At 68.3% G+C, this 19,364-nt stretch carries 19 protein-coding genes; 10 read left to right on the forward strand and 9 right to left on the reverse strand.

Going from position 1 to position 19,364, the window contains the following annotated elements; all coding sequences use genetic code 11:
• Nucleotides 1-54: 54 nt before the first annotated feature.
• Genes GON09_RS21295 through GON09_RS21310 form a run of 4 tightly spaced genes read left to right on the forward strand, consistent with a single transcriptional unit; the run spans nucleotide 55 to nucleotide 3,877 of the window.
• Nucleotides 55-1,899, forward strand: a complete 1,845-nt coding sequence (locus GON09_RS21295; RefSeq protein ID WP_213933597.1) for an N-acyl-D-amino-acid deacylase family protein — start codon at nucleotides 55-57, stop codon at nucleotides 1,897-1,899.
• Entirely contained in the window at nucleotides 1,896-2,537 is a 642-nt protein-coding gene (locus tag GON09_RS21300; protein WP_213933598.1) for a TetR/AcrR family transcriptional regulator, read from the forward strand. Before GON09_RS21295 ends, GON09_RS21300 begins: the two co-directional genes overlap by 4 nt.
• Entirely contained in the window at nucleotides 2,527-3,399 is an 873-nt protein-coding gene (locus GON09_RS21305) for an alpha/beta fold hydrolase (protein WP_213933599.1), read from the forward strand. The genes GON09_RS21300 and GON09_RS21305 overlap by 11 nt, the downstream gene beginning before the upstream one ends.
• A gap of 4 nt (nucleotides 3,400-3,403) precedes the next feature.
• Nucleotides 3,404-3,877, forward strand: coding sequence for a nitroreductase family deazaflavin-dependent oxidoreductase (locus tag GON09_RS21310; protein WP_213933600.1), 474 nt, complete (start codon nucleotides 3,404-3,406; stop codon nucleotides 3,875-3,877).
• 7 nt (nucleotides 3,878-3,884) lie between these two features.
• On the opposite strand, the gene GON09_RS21315 is transcribed toward GON09_RS21310, so the two are convergent.
• From GON09_RS21315 to GON09_RS28995, 6 genes are all read right to left on the reverse strand, one after another.
• Nucleotides 3,885-4,655: an ABC transporter permease gene (locus tag GON09_RS21315; protein ID WP_244866860.1), complete on the reverse strand. Its 771-nt coding sequence runs from the start codon at nucleotides 4,653-4,655 to the stop codon at nucleotides 3,885-3,887.
• 47 nt (nucleotides 4,656-4,702) lie between these two features.
• Nucleotides 4,703-5,875 (reverse strand): ABC transporter substrate-binding protein, encoded by a 1,173-nt coding sequence (locus tag GON09_RS21320; protein WP_213933602.1) that lies wholly within the window; start codon nucleotides 5,873-5,875, stop codon nucleotides 4,703-4,705.
• Complete coding sequence (locus GON09_RS21325; RefSeq protein ID WP_213933603.1) at nucleotides 5,872-6,612, reverse strand: ABC transporter ATP-binding protein; 741 nt, start codon at nucleotides 6,610-6,612, stop codon at nucleotides 5,872-5,874. Before GON09_RS21325 ends, GON09_RS21320 begins: the two co-directional genes overlap by 4 nt.
• Nucleotides 6,588-7,637: an acyl-CoA dehydrogenase family protein gene (locus GON09_RS21330; RefSeq protein WP_213933604.1), complete on the reverse strand. Its 1,050-nt coding sequence runs from the start codon at nucleotides 7,635-7,637 to the stop codon at nucleotides 6,588-6,590. The genes GON09_RS21325 and GON09_RS21330 overlap by 25 nt, the downstream gene beginning before the upstream one ends.
• A gap of 7 nt (nucleotides 7,638-7,644) precedes the next feature.
• On the reverse strand, nucleotides 7,645-8,160 hold the full coding sequence (locus GON09_RS21335; RefSeq protein WP_213933605.1) for a DUF4242 domain-containing protein: 516 nt from the start codon (nucleotides 8,158-8,160) through the stop codon (nucleotides 7,645-7,647).
• A 115-nt stretch (nucleotides 8,161-8,275) separates the two neighbouring features.
• On the reverse strand, nucleotides 8,276-8,368 hold the full coding sequence (locus GON09_RS28995) for a putative leader peptide (protein WP_374195356.1): 93 nt from the start codon (nucleotides 8,366-8,368) through the stop codon (nucleotides 8,276-8,278).
• Between the two features lie 54 nt (nucleotides 8,369-8,422).
• Between GON09_RS28995 and GON09_RS21340 the strand changes: the two genes are divergently transcribed.
• Nucleotides 8,423-9,058, forward strand: a complete 636-nt coding sequence (locus tag GON09_RS21340) for a TetR/AcrR family transcriptional regulator (protein ID WP_213933606.1) — start codon at nucleotides 8,423-8,425, stop codon at nucleotides 9,056-9,058.
• A 25-nt stretch (nucleotides 9,059-9,083) separates the two neighbouring features.
• On the opposite strand, the gene GON09_RS21345 is transcribed toward GON09_RS21340, so the two are convergent.
• The gene (locus tag GON09_RS21345; protein WP_213933607.1) at nucleotides 9,084-10,202 is read right to left on the reverse strand and encodes an energy-coupling factor ABC transporter permease; all 1,119 of its coding nucleotides are present in this window, start codon (nucleotides 10,200-10,202) and stop codon (nucleotides 9,084-9,086) included.
• Between the two features lie 133 nt (nucleotides 10,203-10,335).
• On the opposite strand from GON09_RS21345, the gene GON09_RS21350 reads away from it, so the two are divergent.
• Together GON09_RS21350 and GON09_RS21355 are read left to right on the forward strand one after the other, a co-directional pair.
• Nucleotides 10,336-11,562 (forward strand): acyl-CoA dehydrogenase family protein, encoded by a 1,227-nt coding sequence (locus GON09_RS21350; protein ID WP_213933608.1) that lies wholly within the window; start codon nucleotides 10,336-10,338, stop codon nucleotides 11,560-11,562.
• Nucleotides 11,563-11,892: 330 nt separating this feature from the next.
• Nucleotides 11,893-12,483: a TetR family transcriptional regulator gene (locus GON09_RS21355; RefSeq protein WP_213934561.1), complete on the forward strand. Its 591-nt coding sequence runs from the start codon at nucleotides 11,893-11,895 to the stop codon at nucleotides 12,481-12,483.
• Nucleotides 12,484-12,500: 17 nt separating this feature from the next.
• Here GON09_RS21355 and GON09_RS21360 read toward each other — a convergent pair whose 3' ends face one another.
• Together GON09_RS21360 and GON09_RS21365 are read right to left on the reverse strand one after the other, a co-directional pair.
• Entirely contained in the window at nucleotides 12,501-13,298 is a 798-nt protein-coding gene (locus GON09_RS21360; RefSeq protein WP_213933610.1) for an alpha/beta fold hydrolase, read from the reverse strand.
• A gap of 22 nt (nucleotides 13,299-13,320) precedes the next feature.
• Nucleotides 13,321-14,856, reverse strand: coding sequence for an ABC-F family ATP-binding cassette domain-containing protein (locus tag GON09_RS21365; RefSeq protein ID WP_213933612.1), 1,536 nt, complete (start codon nucleotides 14,854-14,856; stop codon nucleotides 13,321-13,323).
• Nucleotides 14,857-15,049: 193 nt separating this feature from the next.
• Between GON09_RS21365 and GON09_RS21370 the strand changes: the two genes are divergently transcribed.
• The 3 genes from GON09_RS21370 to GON09_RS21380 all read left to right on the forward strand — a co-directional run bounded on the left by GON09_RS21370 (nucleotide 15,050) and on the right by GON09_RS21380 (nucleotide 19,358).
• Nucleotides 15,050-16,819 (forward strand): penicillin-binding transpeptidase domain-containing protein, encoded by a 1,770-nt coding sequence (locus tag GON09_RS21370; protein ID WP_213933613.1) that lies wholly within the window; start codon nucleotides 15,050-15,052, stop codon nucleotides 16,817-16,819.
• 78 nt (nucleotides 16,820-16,897) lie between these two features.
• Entirely contained in the window at nucleotides 16,898-18,577 is a 1,680-nt protein-coding gene (locus GON09_RS21375; protein ID WP_244865589.1) for an NTF2-like N-terminal transpeptidase domain-containing protein, read from the forward strand.
• A gap of 43 nt (nucleotides 18,578-18,620) precedes the next feature.
• On the forward strand, nucleotides 18,621-19,358 hold the full coding sequence (locus GON09_RS21380; protein WP_213933614.1) for a sulfite exporter TauE/SafE family protein: 738 nt from the start codon (nucleotides 18,621-18,623) through the stop codon (nucleotides 19,356-19,358).
• Nucleotides 19,359-19,364 lie beyond the last annotated feature (6 nt).

The raw sequence follows: 19,364 nt of genomic DNA on the forward strand, positions 1-19,364 counted from the left end.
CGGGGCCGGGAATATAGAGAGTGCGCGACCTCTTCTTCGTGTTACCCTCGCGCCATGAGTGGTGTGGATCACAATCATGGGGATTTCGACGTCATCGTCCGGGGCGGTCTCTGGTTCGACGGAACGGGCGCTCCGGGTGTCGTCCGTAACCTCGGCATTCGCGACGGTGTCGTCGTCACCGCAACCCCCGACGAACTATCGGCAGGTCCGGACACCGAGGTCGTCGACGCGCACGGCCGCTGGGTCATGCCCGGCTTCGTCGACACCCATACCCACTATGACGCCGAAGTGCTCGTGGGTCCAGGCCTGCCCGAGTCGGTGCGGCACGGTGTCACGACGGTGCTCATGGGCAACTGCTCGATCTCGACGGTGTTCGTACCGCCCGTCGACGCCGCCGACCTGTTCAGTCGCGTCGAGGCGCTCCCGCGCGAACACGTCCTGTCGGCGCTCGAGAAGTCGAAGACCTGGACCGACCCCCGCGAGTACGTCGATGCGCTGAACGCGTTGCCACTCGGACCGAACGTGACTGCCTTCGTCGGTCATTCGGACGTCCGCGCCTCGGTGATGGGACTCGGCCGCTCCACTGAATCGGCGAACCGGCCGACCCGCGCCGAACTCGCCGACATCGACGCGCGGGTCGAGGACGCCCTCGACGCGGGCTTCCTCGGCGTGTCCACCATGACGAACCCGTGGGACAAGATGGACGGCGACCGTTATCGCTCGCGCACGCTGCCGTCGACCCACGCCTCATGGTCGGAATTCCGCCGCCTGCACAAGATCCTGCGCCGCCGCGGTCGCACCCTGCAGGCCGTGCCGAACCTGAACACCAAGTACGACGTCGCGTTCTTCGCTCTGGCCAGCACCGGCATCGGACGCAAGCCGATGAAGGCCTCGGTCCTCGCGGCGGCCGACACCAAGGCCGAACGGTGGGTCAACCGCATCTTCGCGCCGATCGCGTTCGCCGCCAACAAGATCGGCAAGGGTGCCTTCCGCTGGCAGCACCTGCCCACGACCTTCGAGGTGTACTCCGACGGCATCGACCTCGTCGTCTTCGAGGAGTTCGGATCGGGCCGTGCCGCACTCCATCTGCAGGACGAACTCGCCCGGAACGACCTGCTGCGCGACGAGGCCTACCGTCGCTGGTTCCGGGAGGACTTCGAGAAGAAGTTCTCGCCCCGGGTGTGGCACCGCGATTTCGACGACACCCGGATCGTCGAATGCCCCGACGCCTCGCTCGTCGGCCGGTCGATCGGCGACGTCGCGCGCGAGCGTAACCTTCATCCGGTCGACACCTTCCTCGACCTCGTCGTCGAGTACGGGCGGAATTTCCGGTGGCACACCGTCATCGCCAACGACCGACCGAAGGTCGCGGACCGGCTCATCCGCACGCCCGGCGTCACCGTGGGATTCTCGGATGCCGGCGCCCACCTGCGGAACATGGCCTTCTACAACTTCGCGATCTGCCTGCTCCGCCGCGTCCACGATGCCGAGAGGAAAGGCGTCCACGACGCCGGGAAGAAGGGCAGGCCGTTCCTGACGCTTCCCGAAGCAGTCCGCAAACTCACCGGCGAACTCGGCGACTTCTACGGAATCGACGCCGGCTATCTGCGGGTGGGGGATCGTGCCGACTTCGTCGTCGTCGATCCGGCCGGGCTGAACGGTGACGTCGATGCCTATCACGAGGCTCCGCTCGAGGAGTTCGGTGGCATCCGCCGCATGGTCAATCGCAACGATCGCGCGGTGACGGCGACGGCGGTCGCCGGGCGGGTGGTCTTCCGCGACGGTGAGTTCGTGCCCGGTTACGGACGTACCGTCGGCACCGGCCGGTTCCTGCGCGCGGGGGTGGAGGAGCGGGGACCCGCGCCGATCCGCACCCCGGCGGGCCAGCCCGTCGCATGAGTGCACCCGCAGTACGCCGCACCCAGCAGGAGCGCAGGGAGGAGACGATCGGCCGCATCCTCGACGCGGCCATCACGTCCCTTGCCGAGCTCGGCTACACCGCGACCACGATCGGCGAGGTGTGCCGGCGCTCGGGGGTGTCGTCGGGTGGGGTGTTCCGGCATTTCCCGACCCGGCTGGACCTGATGATCGCGGCGGCCGACGCCGTCCGGGAGCGACAGTTCGCGAACTTCGAGGCGGGACTCGCGGCGCTCGGCGACGAGCGGGCGGACGCCGTCGAATCGGTGCGGGTGTGCCTCGAACTGTTGCGCACCGCGTGCCGGGCACCGATGAACGCCGCCTGGTACGAACTGCTCGGCGCGGCGCGCACCGATCCGGCGCTGCGGGAGCATCTGGCGCCGATGGCCGAGCAATATCACGCCCAGATCGTGGATTTCGGCAGGTCGCTGCCGGTCGCGGCGCGGTTCCCGTCCGAGGTTTTCGACACCCTCCTGCTCTCGCTCGTCCACATGTTCGACGGCGAGGCGCTCGCGTCGACGGTGCATCCGCAGCCGGAACTCGAGGAGCGACGGATCGAACTGGTGGCCCGGATGTTGGCGCTCGTCACATCTGACATAGGTTCGGATGATGAGCAATAACGCATCTGCTCCTCGGTGGTTCGTCGACGCCCTCGCCGCACCTGTCGAGACGGGGAAGGTCGAGGTAGCGGGGGCAACCATCGCCTACCGGGCGTGGGGCGAATCCGGCCGGGAAGGTGTCGTGCTGGTGCACGGCGGTATGGCGCATTCGGGGTGGTGGGACCACATCGGCCCGCAGCTCGCGGCCGGTCGGCGCGTCGTCGCACTCGACCTGAGCGGCCACGGCGACAGCGACCACCGCGAGCACTACAGCCTGGAAGCGTGGGCCGAGGAGGTCCTCGCCGCGGCCGAAGCCGGCGGGATCAGCGGCCCGCCGGTCCTGATCGGCCACAGCATGGGTGGGATCGTGTCGTTCGCAGCCTCGCACCTGCACGGCGACAAGCTCACGGGCGTGGTGATCATCGACTCGCCGATCCGCGACATGACGCCCGAGGAACTCGAGATGCGTGCGAAGGCCGTCGCGAGCGCGAGGCCGCCGAAGGTGTACGCCGCGGTGGAGGACGCCGTCGCGAGGTTCCGTCTCGTGCCGCCGCAGGACGACGCCGAACCCTACGTGCTCGAGCACATCGCCCGCGGGGCGCTGAAGCAGGTGGACGGGGGCTGGTCGTGGAAATTCGACAATCTCCGGATGGGCCGCGAGGGACGCCGTAGCCTCGAGGTGATGAATCCGGGATGTGCTGTCGCCTACTTCCGTTGCGAACGCGGCATCATCGACGATGCGCTCTACGGGCGGATCGTCGACAACCTGGGCCCGGATGCACTTCTGATCGATCTTCCGGCCTCGGGACACCATCCGATGATCGATCAACCACTCGCCGTCGTCGCTGCAGCACGTACGCTGCTGGGTGCCTGGGGGAGATAACCGCATGAATCCGCTCCGACCGGTCGCTGTCCGTATCGGAGCGTTGCCGTGGTTGCCGCGGTATTCACGGCCGATCATCGCGGTGGACAAGACCATCCAGCGCGTCACACGCGGCAAGGTGACCCTGCTCGCGATCGCGGGGCTGCCGTCTCTCGTCCTCACCGTGAAGGGCCGGAAGACCGGCGAACCGCGTTCCACACCTCTGTTGTGTGTACCGCACGACGGGGGATGGCTCGTGGTGGGGTCGAACTGGGGGCACCCGAAAGCGCCGGCCTGGGCCGTCAACCTGCGCGCGGCCGACCGGGCCGAGGTGCTGTACGACGGGCACGAATATGCGGTGTCGGTGCGGGTCGCGGAGGGTGAGGAACGCGAACGGCTGTGGCAGGTGCTGCTGCGGACATGGCCGAACTACGCGCTGTACGCGAAGCGCACCGACCGGGAACTTCCCGTGTTCGTGCTGATGCCGCTCGGATCCTGATCCGGGATCAGAAGGGGCGGTCGGCTTCCTCCACGCTCACCGGCTTGCGGCGTTCGCGCAACAGATGCCGGGCCGCCCAGTCGAGCCAGAAACCGAGAAAACCGATCACGACGATCACGGCCATGACCTGGTCGTAGGCGAGCTGGTCGCGGGCGTTGAGGATCTGGTAGCCGAGACCGGAACGCACACCGAGCATCTCGGCGGGGACGAGCACGACCCAGGCGATACCGAGACCGACCCGCAGACCGGTCTGCACCTGCGCGCGGATGGCGGGCAGGACGACGGTGGTGAGCAGTTCGAGGCGGGTTGCGCCGAACGAGCGGGCGACCATCAGGTAGCCCTGGTCGATGCCGTGCACGCCGGCCGCCGTGTTGATGACGATCGGCCAGATCGCCGCGGCGGCGATGAGGAAGAAGACCGGCTGGTGACCGATACCGAACAGCGCCACTGCGATCGGCGCCCAGGACAGCGGCGAGATCATCCGCAGGAACTGCATGATGGGCATCGTCGCGCGCTCGACCAGCGGGTTGAGCCCGATCAGCAGCCCGAGCGGAATGCCGAGGGTGGCGGCGATCAACAACCCCACCAGCAGACGCCACAGGCTCGCGAGAGTGTCGGGCAGCAGGACACCGCGCGCGAACAGATCCACGATCGCCGGGAAGACGTACTGCGGAGCGAAGTCCCGCACGAGCGAATCCGGTGCGACGAGCACGGTCGTGACGAACCACCACAGGGCCACGGCGATGACGATGGCGACGGCCTGGGGGACCAACGGCAACCGCCGGGCGGTGCGGGTCGGTTCCGGAGCGGTGCTGGTCGGGGCGCTCACGATGGATCGACCTCCTCGGTGCGGGTGAGATCGGCGGGAAGGCCGAAGGCATCGGTGCCGTCGACGCGGGTGAGGGACGTGCGGACGAACCGGTCGTCGACGAGATCGTCGTGCACGGTCGCAGGATCGAGACGCGACAGGAAACGCGTGTCGCCGTCGACGACGGTGTCGTGCATCGCTTCGATCAGCGCCGCGGTGAAACTCGGGAAGGGGAACGGCTGGTACCCGATGCGCTGCGGCTGCCACTGCGGATGCACCGTTCCGGCCTCGCGGTCGGGATAGGTGAGCGCCTTGGTGATCGCGGGCAGCGGCTGCGGCAGATATCCGGACGACAGCATCGCGGCGGCGGCCTGGCGGTCGGCACCGATCTGCAACTGGGCGGAGACCGCCGAGTCGGTGAGGGCCTGGACGCCGACGGGGTCGCGTTCGATCAGGTCCTCGTGCACGAGCAGGGCGCAGCACGCGTGGTCGCGCCAGACGTCGCCGAGGAACCTGTGGATCCGACCCACTCCGCGGACCTCCGCGGCGGCGTTGAACGGGTCGGCGACGGTGAACGCGGCGATCGACCCGTTCGCCAGCGCCGGGATCATGTCGGACGGTCCCATGACGACGAGTCCGACGGTGCGGGCGGACTTCGACGGCGCCTCCCGCACGACAGGCGTCAATCCGTGCGCCCGCAACAGCTGCTGCAGGGCGATGTTGTGGATCGACCACCAGAACGGGATTGCCACCTGCTGCCCGGCGAGATCGCTCAGGTCGGTGATGTGCGGCGCGACTGTCAGCGCCGAGCCGTTGGTGTGGTTCCAGCCGAGGATCCGCACGGAACTGCCCAAGCTGTACCGCAACTGGACCGCCATGGGCATGAGCAGGTGCACGACGTCGACGCGTCGGCTGATGAAGGCCTCGGCGAGCGACGCCCAGCTACGGAAGAGCACCGGCTTCGCCGAATCGACCACACCGGCGGGATACAGACTCGACCCGTGCGCGACGAGCAGCGGTGCGGCATCGGTGATCGGCAGGTAGCCGATGCGCAGTTGCCCCGTGCGGTTGGTGCGGTCGGCGGTCGCGGTGCGCGCGAGGTCGACGACACCCGCGACACCACCGGCAGCCGCAAGCCCGAGCGCCCCGCGCATCAGGGTGCGACGGCTGAACAGACCCGGATCGGTCATGTCGCGGACAGCGACGAATCGCGGTAGTGCGCAAGGATCGCCGGGCGCAGAGCGTCGCGGTCGAGTGCCGACATGTCGCCGAGCGACCATTCCTGCTGCACCACACCCGAACTCCCGAAGAGTGCGATGCGATCGGCCAGTTCGAGCGCCTCGTCGATGTCGTGGGTGACGAGGACCGTCGTGAAGCCGAGATCGCGGGCGAGTTCGCCGAGCCACGACCGCAGATCGGATCGGGTGGCCGGATCGAGGGCGCTGAACGGCTCGTCGAGCAGCAGCAGCCGCGGACGCACCGCGACGGCACGGATCACCGCGATGCGCTGCGCCTGACCACCGGACAGCTGGTCGGGGTAGTAGCCGGCGAGCGAGGAGAGGCCGAAGCGTTCGAGGAGGGAATCGGCGTAGACGGTGTCGAACCGCTCGCGGTGAGCGGCGAAACGTCCACCGAAGGCGATGTTCTCGCGAACCGTCAGCCACGGCATCAGGAAGGGCTGCTGGAAGACCATTCCCGTGTGCGGACGGTTGTCGCCCTCGGTGTCGGGCCAGTCGACGGAGCCGCGATCGAGATGATCGAGACCCGCGACGATCCGGAGCAGGGTCGACTTGCCGCTACCGCTGCTGCCGAGCACGACGAGGAACTCACCGGTCGCGATGTCCAGGTCCACTCCCTGGAGGACCGGGGCCCGACGACCGGCGAAGCTCTTGTATCCGTTCGTTATTCGTACTGCGACAGTTCCCACCGAAGCTGTCCTTCCGACGGCGACTGAATGGGCAGGAAAGCCGCCTCGCGGAACCGGCGGTTGGTGGCGCTCGCCGTCGCGTACCCGGCACCACCGCGCAGGGTCGCTTCGAGGCGGGTCGCGGCGACCGCGACGACCGAACCGTCGAGACGCAGGCGGATGAACTCCGCCGGATCGATCGCGCCGGGGTCGGTGGCGAAGCGGTACAACCGCTCGCGCAGCGACTCGTAGCGGGCCGAGAGTTCTTCGTACTCACCGGTGAACTGTTCGCCGAGTCCGTGCAGGCGTGCTGCGGCCTCGGTGAGCGACGCGCGTGCGATGCCGACGCAGAACGAGGTCTGCAGCATCATGAAGGTGGGCCGGATCGAGCCGCAGAAGCCGGCGAGGTTCTCGGTGAGGATGTGCGACTGCGGGATTTGCACACCGTCGAACTTCAGGGAGGTCGACGACGTGGCACCCAGCGCGAGTAGTTCGGGCGAATCCGCGATGGTGATGCCGTCGGTGTCGGCGCGGACCACGGCGACGAGGCGATCCCCGCCCGCCGTACGGGCCGGGAAGACGATCACCGAATCGGGAAAGACGTTGGACGCCCAGTGGATCGGTCCGGTGACGGTGATTCCGTCGTCGGTCCGCTCGGCGACGAGGGGGAGTTCGCCGAGTCCGGCGAGGTGCTTGAGGGCCGCGGCCATGGCGGTGACGCCGATCGTGCGGCCGGATGCGAGATCGTCCCGATACCGGTCGCGCAGGAATTGCGGTGCGCGATCGATGTATTCGAGTGCCATACGCTGCGCCCACAGCGAGAAACCGACGGTGAGCGATTCGGCGGCAACCTCGTCGATGACCGCGACCATCTCGGAGAGACATTCCCCGTCCAGCCCCTTGTGGAGCAGGCCCAGTTCGCCCGTGCGGGCGATGTCGGTGCGGATGTCGGTTTCTCCGCGATCGAGAGCAGCGGCGCGATCGCGTACGAATTCTGCGATCGCCGCGCGCTGTTGCTCGCTCGTTCGGTCAATGGCCGCGGTCATCGGGTGCTTATCCTTCGAGGGAGTGGAGACGATCGATGGGCGTGCTGACGACCTCGCGGGCGCGGACGACCGCGGCCTCGTCGGGGGCGTTGTAGAAGCACAGGCACTTGTCCATGTCCTCGCGGACGTAGGTGCGCAGGAAGCTCACCTCGGGGACATCGGCATACTTCGGCGAGTTCGCCTTCTTGCGGGCGAGGTAGGTCTCCATGTCGATCGTGTCGGGGATGTCCCATTCGACGAGGTAACCGGCCTCGGGGCGGGTGGCCTTGATCTGATCGAGCTCGGCGCCGACGAGGCGGACCTCGTTCGGTCCGACGACCTCCGCGACCTCGAGGGAGGCGGACTCGAGCTGGGCGGGGCGGCACGCGTCGAACTCGGCGATCGCGAACACACGCGTGCCGCCGGTGGTGACCTGCGATTCGATCAGTTCGCCGCCGGCAGCGACGACAGCGTCGTCGAAAGCCTTGATGGCAGCCTCGGCCTGGCCCTCGGTGGGTACGAGTTCGTAGAGATACAGCGACATGGGGTCACCTTCCGGGAAGAGCGGGTTGGAACTGTGACCGGTCCGGGCGCGACGGGGCCCCGCTTCGTCTTCGGACGGGGCGACTACGACATGCGGCGCGCGCAGACGAAGCCGGTCAGAGAGGGGAGCGACAACACGCAGCAGTCGACACCCGCACGAGATCCACGTGCAGGCGGCGAGTCAGAAGGCTGCGTGTCACGTGCTCCACCGTACTGTGAATAGAACGGTCTGTCTATCGCGCCGTGTCCGTTACCCTGGGTACGTGCGTACGTCCGTCGAGAGTTCTGCAACCGGTTCTCCGGAGGGCACGGCCGAGCCGAAGGGGACGGCCGAGTCCTCGCCGTCCAAGCCCTCGCCCGCCGCGCGTCTGCTCGACACCGCGAGCAGGCTCTTCGCCGAACACGGCATCCGTGCGGTGGGGATCGACCGCATCCTCGCCGAGGCCGGCGTCGCCCGTGCGAGCCTCTACTCGTCGTACGGGTCGAAGGACGCACTGGTGCTCGCGTATCTGAACGATCTCGACCGGCGTGACCGGCAGCGATGGCACGCCGCCGTCGAACCGCTCGACGATCCGATCGCGAAGATCCTCACCTTCTTCGATCTCGCGATGCAGTCGGCGCCGAAGAAGAACTTCCGGGGATGCCAGTACGCCAACGCCGCGACGGAGTTTCCGCAGGAGTCCCTCGAACCGGTACTCGCACACCGGAAATGGCTGAATTCGACGCTCATCGACCTGCTGAATCTCGCCGGGGCGACCGAATCCGAGGTCGTGGCCCGGCGCGTGCAACTGATCTACGACGGTGCCCTGTCGGGCAGCAAGTTCGAGCACGCCGTCGAACCGATCCGGTTCGGCCGCGCCATGGCAGCAGCGACCGTCGAGGCGCACCTCCGCCGCTGACCGACGGCCCGTGTCGCCTGCGGACTCAGCCTGCGGAGTTGCTCCGCTGCTGCGTGTTCCGCTCAGGGGTGGCAGTGTTCAGGGGGCGCGGTACGAGAGCACGGAAACACACGCTTGCCAGGACGAAGGTGCCGAGTGTTCCCAGCACCGCGGCCACGCCCGTCGAACCGGGGCGGCCGTCGATCGTGTAGTCGGCGAGCGCGCTGTCGGCGAGTCGGTGCTCCTCGACGTCCTGTGCCATGCAGTCGCCCGAGAGGTCGTCGGCGAGCGTGTCGATCTCGCAGCCGCGCGTGGTGGCCACTTCGAGAGCGCCGGGGGTGTCGACGGCGAGCGGTGCCAGGATCCCCGCCACGACGAGTGAGGTGAACGCCAGGCCCACGAACAGCGTGCCTCGGGCGCGCGGGCGCGGAGGCGGCGGCGGGGATGCATTCGCGTCGAGGGGGTTGACCGGCAGTCGCGTGAGATGGACGGACTCAGGGGAGACGCGCGCGACGGCTAGTACCACGGCGGCCGTCACCAGGCCTTCGACCATCCCGACCGGAACGTGCGTCGCATAGAGGAACCCGATGTTCGACACCGGCACCGTGGAGGTGCCGCCGAGTGCGTATTCGACGACGAAGCCCGTCACCGCGGCGAGGACCGAGACGAACCCGCCGACGAACGAAACCAGGCCGAGCGTGACGAACGGCCGAATGCCACGGTGCTCGCACAGTGCGCGCAGCGCCGTCGCGGTGAGAAAACCGGCGGCGACAGCGACGAGCACCATGTTGGTGACGTTGGCGCCCAGCGCCGACAGGCCCCCGTCGGCGAAGACGAAGGCCTGCACCACCAGGACGATCGTCAGCGCGACCGCGCCCACGAACGGGCCGAGCAGGATCGCCGCGAGCGCGCCGCCCACGACGTGCCCGCTGACCTCCGGCAGGACCGGCACGTCGACCACCTGCAGGGCGAACAGCAGGGCGCAGACCGCCGCCGCCGTCGGCACCATCCGCTTGTTCAGGTCGCTGCGCGCATACCAGGCGGCGATGCTGATCCCGATCACGGCGATGACGAAGAACCACGCCGATGCGCGGTCGGCGATCAGGCCGTCGCCCATGTGCAGGGCGAGGACGTCGGTGCCGGCAAACCCACTCGTATCGACCATCTCCGATGTCCCTCTCGCCGACGGAGCGCTCTGCGGCGAAGGCTAGTACCGGCACGCGGTATGTGGAGGGTTTTCGGGTGCCCAGTGGGACGAAACCGCGGGTCGGAATCGCCACCTGTTCTATGTTCGGTGCATGTACGAGTGGTCCGACACAGACCTCATGTTCCGCGATGCACTGCGCGGATTCATAGAGAAGGAAATCCGTCCGCACGTCGACAGTCTCGAGTCGGGAGAATTGCCGCCGTACGACATCATCCGGAAGTTGTACGCGACTTTCGGCATCGACGAGATGGCTCGCGAGTCGCTCGACCTTGCCCTCGCGAAAGAGGAACGCGGAGAGAAGTCTTCGGGGTCGTCCGGGGGTACCGGCGGGTCGCCGGGGATGGCGGCGTTGCTCAACATCGAGATCGCCGGGGTCAGTCTCGGGCTCATCGCCTCGCTCGGCGTCAGCCTCGGCCTGACCGCGGGGACGATCCGCAGCCGCGGAACCCTCGCGCAGAAGAAGCGGTGGTTGCCGGAGCTGGTGACCTTCGAGAAGGTCGGCGCATGGGCTATCACCGAACCCGATTCGGGCTCCGATGCGTTCGGTGGGATGAAGACGACGGTGCGCCGCGACGGGGAGGATTACATCCTCAACGGGCAGAAGACCTTCATCACCAACGGTCCGTACGCCGACGTGATCATCGTGTACGCGAAACTCGACGAGGGGGATCCCTCGGTGGATCGCCGCGACCGCAAGGTGCTCGCATTCGTGCTGGACAAGGGCATGGAGGGACTCACCCAGAGCCCGCCCTTCAAGAAGATGGGCATGAATTCCTCGCCGACGGGAGAGTTGTTCTTCGACAACGTGCGCCTGACCCGCGATCGGTTGCTCGGGGAGACCGAGGAGGGTGGCCGCAGCGACGGCAAGGACAGCGCACGGGAATCGTTCGCCACCGAGCGTATCGGCATCGCCTATCTGGCTCTGGGCATCATCGAGCAGTGCCTGAAGCTGTGCACCGAGTATGCGAAGTCGCGGAAGCTGTGGGGCAAGGAGATCGCGCAGTTCCAGTTGATCCAGCTCAAGCTTGCCGAGATGGAGATCGCGCGAGTGAACGTTCGCAACATGGTCTTCAGCGCCATCGAACGCACGCAGGCGGGAAAGCCGGTGAGCCTGTCGGAGGCGTCCGCGATGAAGCTGTACTCGTCGCGGGCGGCGACCGAGGTGGCGATGGAGGCCGTGCAGTTGTTCGGTGGGAACGGATACATGGCCGAATATCGCGTGGAACAACTCGCCCGGGATGCGAAATCGCTGATGATCTACGCCGGGAGTAACGAAATTCAGGTAACACATATCGCGAGGGGATTACTCGCACAGTAACCCCTGGATATCACCGCTCGAAACACGCAAAAGGGACAAATGCCGGGTAGGGGGATGACAATTCGCCCGGTGTGTCGACTATTGTTCGCCATGAGAAAAGTTATGCCGGTCACCGACGAGGGGAGTGACCGGTTCCAGAGGGGAATCCGAGCGGAAATCGGGGGAGCGATGTACGCGGAACGAAAGGGCGGCGAAAAGCCGCCGGTCACGACGGACGGTCGGAGCGCTCGTGCAGAGCGCACCCGGCAGGCCGTCATAGAGGCTCATATCGCGCTCATCCGGGCGGGAGAGCTCAAACCCACAGGGGCGCAGATCGCCTCGCGGGCCGGGGTGTCCCTGCGATCGCTGTGGGGACACTTCGGCGATCTCGAGACGTTGTTCGCCGCAACCGGCGCCGAACTCATGCGGCGCCAGGACGACGCCTACGAGCCGATCGACCCGTCGCTGCCGCTCGAGGAGCGGATCGACGCCTACTGCAAGCAGCGGGCGGAACTGCTCGAATACATCGCGCCGTTCGCGCGGTCGTCCGAGATCCGCGCGCCGTTCTCGCGGGAGTTGCAGCGCAATCGCGTGCGTTATCTCGACCGGGCGCGGTACGAGATCAGGGCGTTGTTCGCCGACCAGTTCGAGGGGGTCGACGACACCGTCCGGACCCACATCGAGAATCTGCTGGGAGTGTCGACGACCTGGCCGACCTGGGTGTCGCTGCGGGACGTACTGCGACTGTCCGTGCCCGAAGCCGTCGAGGTCATGAAGCGGGCGGTGTCGGCGCTGCTGATGGAAGCCTCCGGTGCCGGCCGGCAGCAGGCGGTCGCCCGCGCTGCGCAGGAGAAAGCGGCGATGGTGCCGCACCGGATCGCTCCGCAGTCCCGGACTGCAGCGACGATGACGCCACGCGAACAGGTCGTCGTCCCGGCCTGAGCAGGCCGGCGCGCCGGTCAGTTCAGGCGTGCGCGTGCCGAGAGAAAGGTCTCGACCGCAGGTAGTGCGGCCGAGACCGTCTCGGCATGATCCACCCCGCGCAGGATCGCGAGTCGCGCACCGGGCACGGTGCGCGACAACGCGCGGGTGTCCTCCACACGCAGGCGGTCCTCCGACCCGACGACGGCGAGGACGGGCACGTCGATGCCGGCCAGCGTGTCGTCGTCGATCCCCGGTTCCCGATCCGACCGGCGGAAGTAGGCGGCGAGGGCACGCGCGTCGTTCTTCAGGAACGCCGAGCGTGTCGCGGGATCGACAGGACTGCGACGCCGTTCTTCCCAGGCACGGACGAAACCGTCCATGCCGTCGCGTTCGAGCACGTCGACTGTGCCGGGGAAGAACATCGCGTCCATCGATCCCTCTTGGGGCCGGGCGCTCCCACCGAGCAGGGTCAGGCTCGCCAGCCGCTCGGGGGCTGCGACGGCCAGCGCGAGTCCCGCACGGGCACCGAACGAATAGCCGACGTAGTGCACCCGGTCGGCCCCTGCTGCGTCCAGAACGGCGAGCAGATCCCCGACGATCGCGTCCATCGCGTAGGCGTCCTCGTCGTGAGGGGTGTCGCTGCGGCCGTGTCCACGCAGATCGGGCATGACCAGCCGGAAATCCCCACCGAGCGCCTTCACGTAACCGAATGCTTTCCACACCGCCGACGACAGTGCACTGCCGTGGACGAGCAGAACCGCCGGTGACTCCTCCGCGCCCGCCGTGGTGAACCGGATCCGGGTGCCGTCGGCGGGATTCGTCGCGTGGTTCATCCCAGCAGTATGTCCGAACGGCTCATCCCCCGAGTTCGACCGACCGATCCACCTCGACCTCCTCGAGGAATCGCTCGTCGTGCGAGACCACCACGAGCGCACCGTTGTAGGCGCGCAAGGCCTGGGTCAGATGCGCGAGGCCGGCCAGGTCGAGGTTGTTGGTGGGCTCGTCCAACAGGAGTAGCTGCGGAGCGGGATCTGCCGCGAGCACGATCGCGAGCGCAGCCCGCAACCGTTCGCCGCCCGACAGTGCGCCCACGGGCACCTCGGCCTGGCGTCCGCGGAACAGGAAGCGCGCCAGACGTGCCCGCACCTGCTGCGGAGTCAGGTGCGGCGCCCGATCCTCGGCGTTCTCCGCGACCGAACGATCGTCGTCGAAGATGTCGAGGCGCTGCGGGAGCAACGCGAAGGGAACATGGGGTTCCGCGTCGACGATGCGGTGCAGCAGGGTCGTCTTCCCCGACCCGTTGGGCCCGCGCAGTGCGATCCGTTCCGGTCCGACGATCTCGAGCGGTGCGTCCGCCACCCGCCGCCCGGGCGGAACCGCGGTCCCGGGCAGGTCGATGCGGATCTCCGGATCGTCGCGCACCGCGTCCTTCGCACGGTCCAGGTTCTCCCGTGCCGTGGTCAGATCCTCCTCGTGCTCGCGGCGGAAACGCCCGGCGGATTCCTGCGCCTGCCGTTTTCGCGCGCCCATGACGATCTTGGGTTCGCGCTTCTGCTCGTACATCTTCTGCCCGTAGCGTTGCCGCCGGGCGATCGTGACGTGTGCCGCCGCCAGTTCGCGGGCCTGGCGCCGTACGTCGTTGCGGGCGTCCCGCACCGCGGCCCGCGCAGCCTCCTGTTCCTCCGCGACGATCCGTTCGTACTCGCCGAAACCACCGCCGAACAGGCGCAACGAGCCGTTGCGCAGTTCGGCGATCGAATCCGTCCCCGCGAGCAGTTCCCGGTCGTGCCCGGCGACCAGCACCGTACCGGGGAACCTGTCGAGCGCGTCCTCCAGTCGCTCACGACCGTCGGCGTCGAGATTGTTCGTCGGCTCGTCGAGCAGCAGCACGTCCGGTTCGTCGAGCAACCGGGCGGTGAAGGCGAGCAGCACGGTCTCGCCACCGGAGAGCTGACCGACGGTGCGATCGAAATCGCCGGTATCGTGCAGGATCCGGTCGAGACCCACGCGATGCATGAGCGCGAGCGCGTGGTCCTCGATGTCCCATCGGTCGCCGACGATCTCGAAATCCCGATCGTCGAACGATCCGGATTCGATGCGTCGCAGAGACTTTCGGATCTCACCGATGCCGAGGACCGAATCGACCGGCACCGCCGGATCGAGCGTGACGTCCTGGGGGAGATAGGCGACCCGCCCCCGTACGGTCGACGAACCCGAGGTCGGGCGGAGTTCGCCCGCGATCAGCCGGAGCAGAGTGGTCTTCCCACTTCCGTTGCGGCCCACCAGGCCGATCCGCCCGGCCGGGACGACGGCATCGAGATCCTGGACGGCGGAGGTGCCGTCCGGATGGACGTAGGAGAGTGCGGACAGCGTGATACCGGATGAAGACATGGTGGCTCCCGAAAGGTGAGGGTCGGCGGCGCGACTGCGCGGGGACGGAACCGCTCACAGGAGCAACGGACTTCTCCGATCGACGGGTACGGGATGCGAACACCATGGTGGATCCTGCACCGTCCGGGATGCAACCGAATATTTCACCCCGACTCCTACCTGCGGTAACGGGCACGGGACCGAAAGTGCAGGCATGATCGGGACCGTGCGGATCCGACTGCTGACCCTGGGTGTCGCGACAGCGACGGTGCTGTCGCTGCCGGCGTGCGCGACCGGCCCCGACCAGCCGGAGACGATCGCGGAGGAGTTCGCGGCCGCTCTCGATGCCGGCGACGTCGCCGGGGCGGCCGCGCTGACCACCGATCCGGCGGCTGCGGAAGCCGCCATCGACGCCCTCTTGGAGGGGCTCGGCAACGACGATCCCACCGTGAGTGTCGCGGGCACGGGCGACGGCGACACCTTCGATCTCGACGTGACGTGGACCTTCGGGGAGGGCCGCGCCTGGTCGTACCGCACCACCGGCAGCGCGACGGAGGATCCGGCGGCCGACGCGTGGCGTGTCCGCTGGGATCCTGCCGTACTCTCGCCGGAGCTGACGGGCGGCGCGACGCTGCAGTACCTGACGACGGCCGGTGCCCCGCCGACGATCTTCGACCGGGCCGGGCAGCCGCTCATGGGGGAGCAGGTCGTCACCGTCGTGAACCTCGATGCCACCGCCGACCCCGCTGCGGTTGCGCCCGTGCTGGCCACGGTCGTCCCGACCATCACGGCGGAGAGCCTCACCGAGCAGGTCGCGGCGGCCGGTGGCGGTGCCGCGGGGGTGATCACCCTGCGCGAGGACGACCTCGCACCCATCGAGGACCGCCTCGCTGCGCTGCCCGGCGTGACGCTCGTACCGCAGACCCGTCTGCTCACCACCGAGCGCGCTCTCGCCTCACCCGTGTGGTCCGGTCTCGCCGAACTCTGGCAGGAAGGGCAGGACGCCTCGGCGGGCTGGGTGGTCCGGCGGGTCGCAGCGGACGGTGCCACCACTCAGGTCGCAGGCGAGTCGGGACCGGAGGCCCCGGACCTGACCAGCACGATCGACCTCGACCTGCAGCGACGGGCCGAGGACGTCCTCTCGACCTTCGATACTCCCGCGGTGATCGTCGGGATCGAGCCCGCGACGGGTGCGATCCGCACGATGGCCCAGAACGAGGCGGCCGACGCCGAGGGGCCGGTGGCCACGACAGGGCTCTACCCGCCGGGCTCGACGTTCAAGGTGGTGACGACGGCGGCAGCACTCGGTGCCGGGCTCGCCGAACCGGACACCGTGCTGCCCTGCCCGGGGGTCGCCTCGATCGGCTCGCGCACGATTCCCAACGACGAGAACTTCGACCTCGGGCCCGTGCCGCTGCACACCGCGTTCGCGTTCTCGTGCAATACGACCATGGGGCAGCTCGCCCTCGATCTGCCGCCCGACGCCTTGCGCGCGACGGCCGAACGGTTCGGTCTCGGCATCGACTACGTCACGCCCGGTCTCGTCACGGTCACGGGTGACGTGCCGGTCGCCGACACCGATGCCGCCCGCGTGGAGGCAGCCATCGGACAGGGTCGGGTGACGGCGTCGCCGTTCGGGATGGCGCTGGTCGCGGCCTCGGTCGCGAACGGCCGGACGCCCGCCCCGATGCTCGTCGAGGGACAGCCGGCCACACCCGATCGGGACGCCGAACCCGTGCAGGAGAACGTGCTCGCGGCACTGCGAGAGATGATGCGCGAGACTGTGATCGAGGGTACAGCGGGTACGTTGCGCGACATTCCCGATCTGACGGGGAAGACGGGGACGGCGGAGTACGGTGACAACGTCGGGGCGCACGGCTGGTTTATCGGCTCACAGGATAATCTTGCCTTTGCGGTGTTCGTAGCAGGGGCGGACGGCTCGGCCCCCGCAGTCGAAGCGGCGGGGCGATGGCTGAGGGGGTAGGGCGCGTGGCGCAATTGTGATTGGTTCGTGCACAACGCGTGCTGGTATCTCGTGTGACTGAAGTGAAGGTTGTTACATATGAGATTTCGTGATTGGCGGGGGAAACGAGGGCGTATCGTCGCGCTCGCCGTGTGCCTCGTCGTGGCTGTCGTCGCGCTGACGACAGTTGTGTTCTCGGATTCTCGAAGCGAGCCGCAACGCCTCGTCGACGACTTCGTCGCCGCCCTCGACGATCGGGATGCAGCCGCAGCGGCGGCCCTGACCTCCTATCCGAACGCGGCGGAGGAAACGATCGCGCAGATGTACGACGGCCTGTCCGACGGCACCGTCGACTACGACGTCACCCAGCTCGTCGAACTCAACGACGAGTCGGGATACTTCACCCTCTCCGCGGGATGGAACTTCGGCGAAGGCAAGGACTGGTCGTACCAGGTCACCGGAGCGGTGCGGAAGCTCGCCGTCGGCTGGCGTGTGTCCTGGGACCCGGAGGTCGTCGTACCCGACCTGTCGGGCGGGCGCACCGTCCACCACGTGCGCACCGATGCCGCGCCGCCGAAGATCTTCGACCGCACCGGCCGTCTCCTCATGGAGGAACAGACCATCAACGCCGTGGTGCTCGACCCGGCGGTCATGCCCGACCCCGCCGACACCACCAGGCGCCTGGCCGCTGTTCTCGAGCCGGTCGCGCCCGTCGTCACTGCCCAGCTGATGCAGGAGCGGATGGACGAGAACCCCGGCAACCGGGTCACCGCGGTCAAGCTCCGCGACCAGGACTACCAGTTCCTCGAGGACGGCATCGTGTCCATCCCGGGTGTCGAGGTGCTCACCACCCCCACCTTGATCAGTGCCGATCGCCGGATCTCCACACCTCTGCTCGATTCGCTGCGCTCGGCCTGGCAGCTCGAACGCGACCGGACCGCAGGCTGGGCGGTCACGCTCGAGGATCCCGAGAGCGGCCCGATCCAGGTGGCCGGTTTCCAGGGTCCGCCGCCTCCGGATCTGCAGGCGACGGTCGATTCCCAGGTGCAGCTCGCCGCGAAGGAAGCGGTCGTCACCGCAGGTACGCCGGCCGCGCTGGTCGCCATCCAGCCGTCGACCGGCGGCGTCCTCGCCGCCGACGTCAACAACTGGGCTATGGAACTGGGCCCGGTGCTCACCCACGGTCTCTACCCGGCCGGGGGCGTCCTCGATCCGCTTCGGCTGGCAGCCGGCCTCGAGCGAGGAGTCGACCCGAACGATGTGAGCTCGGACGACATCGCCACGACGGCCCGCAGCCTCGGACTCGGCCTCGACTACGAGGTACCGGGCTTCGATTTCGAGACCGCACAGATCGGGCACAACCGCTCCGGTGTGGTCCAGTTCGCCGGATCGGACTCCGACGAGAATCTGATCACCCCCCTCGGTGCCGCGGTGCTGGCCGCCTCGGTCGCTCGGGGCAGCGCCGCTGTCCCCACGATCGTCCAGGGACAGGAGACCGTCGTCCACGAGGCCCCCGAGGCGCTGCCCGGCTCGGTGATCGACGCCCTGCGCGGCATGATGATCGACAACGTGCAGAACGGTCCCGCGTCCTACCTTCGCGGACACGCCGGTCTCGCGGGTATCGCCGCGGCGAGCGGCGACGACCGGTGGTTCTTCGGCTACACCGGCGGCGATCTGGCCTTCGCGGTCTTCGTCGCCGACGCGGACGGCGGCGACCGCGCGATCAAGATGGCCGACACCTTTCTGCGCAAGCTGGGCGAACCACTGCTCGGCGACTGATCCGCCGGGGACCGCTCCGCGGCGCACGGTACGTTGAGCGACCGTGACTGTCCTCGACGTGGCCCTGCTCGTGGGTGCCGGATTCTTCGCAGGTGTCGTCGGGTTCGTCACCGGCCTGGCGTCGATCGTCTCCTATCCGGCGCTGCTCGCCGTCGGCCTCCCGCCGGTCGCGGCGAACGTCACCAACACCGTGGCGATGGTCGGTGTGGGCGTCGGAGCGCTGTCCAACTCGGCGCGGGAAGTCGTCGACACCGGTCCCCGGGTGTGGTGGTGGACGCTCTACGCCGCGCTCGGCGGCGTGACCGGGGCGGTCGTCCTGCTCGTGGCCCCGCCCGATTCGTTCGAGGCGGTCGTGCCCGGCTTCGTCGCGCTCGCCGCCCTGGCGTTGTTGCTCCAGCCACGCATCCGCACCTTGGCCGGCGGCCGCGACCTGCCGCGGGTGTTCTCCGTGGCGGTCTTCGTCGTCGCGGTCTACGGCGGCTACTTCGGTGCGGGAGCGGGCGTGGTCTTCTACGCGCTGGTGCTGGTCTGCACGTCCGAGCAGATCTGGCGCGCGAGCATCCTCAAGAGCTACCTGCTCGGCGTCGCCAATCTCGTCGCGGCGATCGGGTTCGCCGTCTTCGGGCCCGTGCACTGGGGTGCGGCGGCGGCGATGGCGGTCGGCGCGTTCGCCGGTGGCTACTGCGGCCCGCCCCTCGTGCGGCGCATACCCCCGAACCTGCTGCGCGTGGGTGTCGCGCTCGCAGGGTTCGGGTTGGCGGTATGGCTGGCTCTCCGCTGAGTGGCG

Origin of the sequence: Rhodococcus sp. B50, assembly GCF_013602415.1 — a bacterium.
In the GTDB taxonomy this organism is placed as follows: domain Bacteria; phylum Actinomycetota; class Actinomycetes; order Mycobacteriales; family Mycobacteriaceae; genus Rhodococcus.